This window comes from Tissierellales bacterium (assembly GCA_035301805.1).
GTDB lineage: Bacteria > Bacillota > Clostridia > Tissierellales > DATGTQ01 > DATGTQ01.
Genome location: DATGTQ010000255.1, coordinates 1 through 2,439 on the forward strand (window position 1 = coordinate 1; position 2,439 = coordinate 2,439).

Consider the following 2,439-nt stretch of genomic DNA (forward strand, 5'->3'; position numbering starts at 1 on the left):
GTTGTAATAGATGAATCACATAACTTTAGAAACAATCAAGCTAGAAATGATAAAGAAACAAGGTACTCTAGACTTATGAAAGAAATTATAAAAAAAGGAGTAAATACTAAAGTTTTATTATTATCAGCAACACCAGTAAACAACAAGATGAATGATATAAAAAATCAGATAGCGTTCATAACAGAGGGTAATGATAAGCATTTTGAAAATGAAGGGATAAAAAGTATAGAAGCAACACTTAGAAAAGCGCAAACTATATTTAATAAATGGGTTAAGCTTCCTGAAAAAGATAGAACAACTCAAACATTCTTAGAAATGATAAACTTTGATTACTTTAAGCTGTTAGATACTATAACTATAGCAAGATCTAGAAAGCACATAGAAAAGTATTATAATATGAGTGAAATAGGCAAATTCCCAGAAAGATTAAAACCTATGAATATTCATTCTGATATAGATACACAAGGAAGCTTTGAAGCTATATCAAGTATAAATAAAAAAATACTAAAACTTAATTTAGCTATATACTCTCCACTACAATATGTATTACCACAAAAGAGAGCAGTATACAGCGAAAAATATGATATAAAAGTTCAAAATGGAAAGAGTGTATTTAAACAAACTGATAGAGAACAAAGTATAGTACATTTAATGAGAGTAAACTTACTTAAGAGACTAGAAAGCTCTATAAACTCTTTCACAATAACCTTAGAACGTATATTATACCAAGTTGAAAAAGGTATAGAAGGGTTAGAAAAAAATATAAGTCCTGAATATGAACATTTATCTATTGACGATATAAATAATGATGAACAACTAAATGATTTACTGGTTGGAAATAAAGTTAAAGTATTAATATCAGATGTAGATAGAATAAGATGGAAGCAAGATTTAATAGAAGATAAAGAAATACTAGAAAATTTATTAAAAGAAGCTAAAAAAATAAGTGTAGAAAGAGATGCTAAATTAGAAAAAATAAAAGAGGTAATACAAAATAAAATTGAAAATCCTATAAATCCAGAGAATAAAAAAGTGATAATATTTACTGCATTTGCTGATACGGCTAGATACTTATATGAAAACTTAAATAAATGGGCTTACACAAACTATAACGTATACTCAGCTCTTATAACAGGTGGAGGTGGGAATAAGACTAACTTCCCTAATATAAAAGCTGAAATGTCTGATATATTAATAAACTTCTCTCCAAAGTCAAAAGAAAGAAGTAAAGTATTTGAAAAGATAAATGGAGAAATAGATATATTAATAGCTACAGACTGTATAAGTGAAGGTCAAAACTTACAAGATGCAGATTTTTTAGTAAACTATGATATACATTGGAATCCAGTTAGAATTATACAAAGATTTGGTCGTATAGACCGTTTAGGCTCTCAAAATGATAAAATACAACTTGTAAACTTCTGGCCACACATGGAATTAGATGAATATATAAATCTAGAAGCTAGAGTAAGTGGTAGAATGATACTTTTAGACGTATCAGCAACAGGAGAAGAAAATGTAATTGAGTATGATGAAAATAAAAAAATGAATGATCTTGATTACAGAAAGAAACAGTTAAAGCAACTTCAAGAATCAGTATTAAACTTAGAAGATGTATCAGGTGGAATATCAATAACAGACCTTACTATGAATGATTTTAAAATGGATTTATTAGAATACATGAAAGATAATAAAAGAAAGCTAGAAAAGGCTCCTATGGGAATGTATGCAATATCTTCTTTAGAGTCGAGTGGACTTAATGAAGAAATAAGACCAGGAGTTATATACTGTTTAAAGCAAACAAATGATAGTGAGCTATCAGAGGAATATAACTCTCTACATCCATACTATATGATATATGTGTATGAAGACGGAGAAATAGAATATAACTATGTACATACTAAACAAATATTAGATTTTTATAAAAAACTATCTAAAGGTAAAAGTGAAATAGAAGAAGACTTAGTTAAGATATTTAACAAAGAAACTAGATATGGTCGTAATATGACTAAGTATACAGATATGTTAGATGAAGCTATAAATAATATATTAGGGAAACAAGAAGAAGTAAGTATACAATCTATATTTAGTTTAGGAGAATCATCAATATTAGATGATAATAATTCGTCTAAAGACGATTTTGAATTAGTATCTTTCTTAGTTATAAAGTAGGTGAAAATAAAAATGGAATTAAAAGATATATTAGATTTACCTAAAAAAAGTATAGTAAATAAAAAAATGCCTAAAAATCAGTTTCAAAAGATGATAGAAAAAAAGGAGTTTGATATACTAACATCAGATGTTGAAGCTATATATATATATTCTGTATTAAATAAAGCAACAACGAATATTATGCCATTAAAAAATGATGATTATAACATAAGTGAAATAATGGTTCTTAATATAGAGTTGAGCAATAAAAATAATATTAAAAATATA

General features: G+C 26.6%; 2 protein-coding genes. Both read left to right on the forward strand.

Features of this window, described 5'->3' with window-relative positions; genetic code table 11:
* Positions 1–2,172: DEAD/DEAH box helicase (locus tag VK071_12580; GenBank protein HLR36148.1), on the forward strand; the 2,172-nt coding region annotated here is incomplete at its 5' end.
* 12 nt (positions 2,173–2,184) lie between these two features.
* The coding region (locus tag VK071_12585) for a DUF4391 domain-containing protein (protein ID HLR36149.1) at positions 2,185–2,439 on the forward strand (255 nt) is incomplete at its 3' end.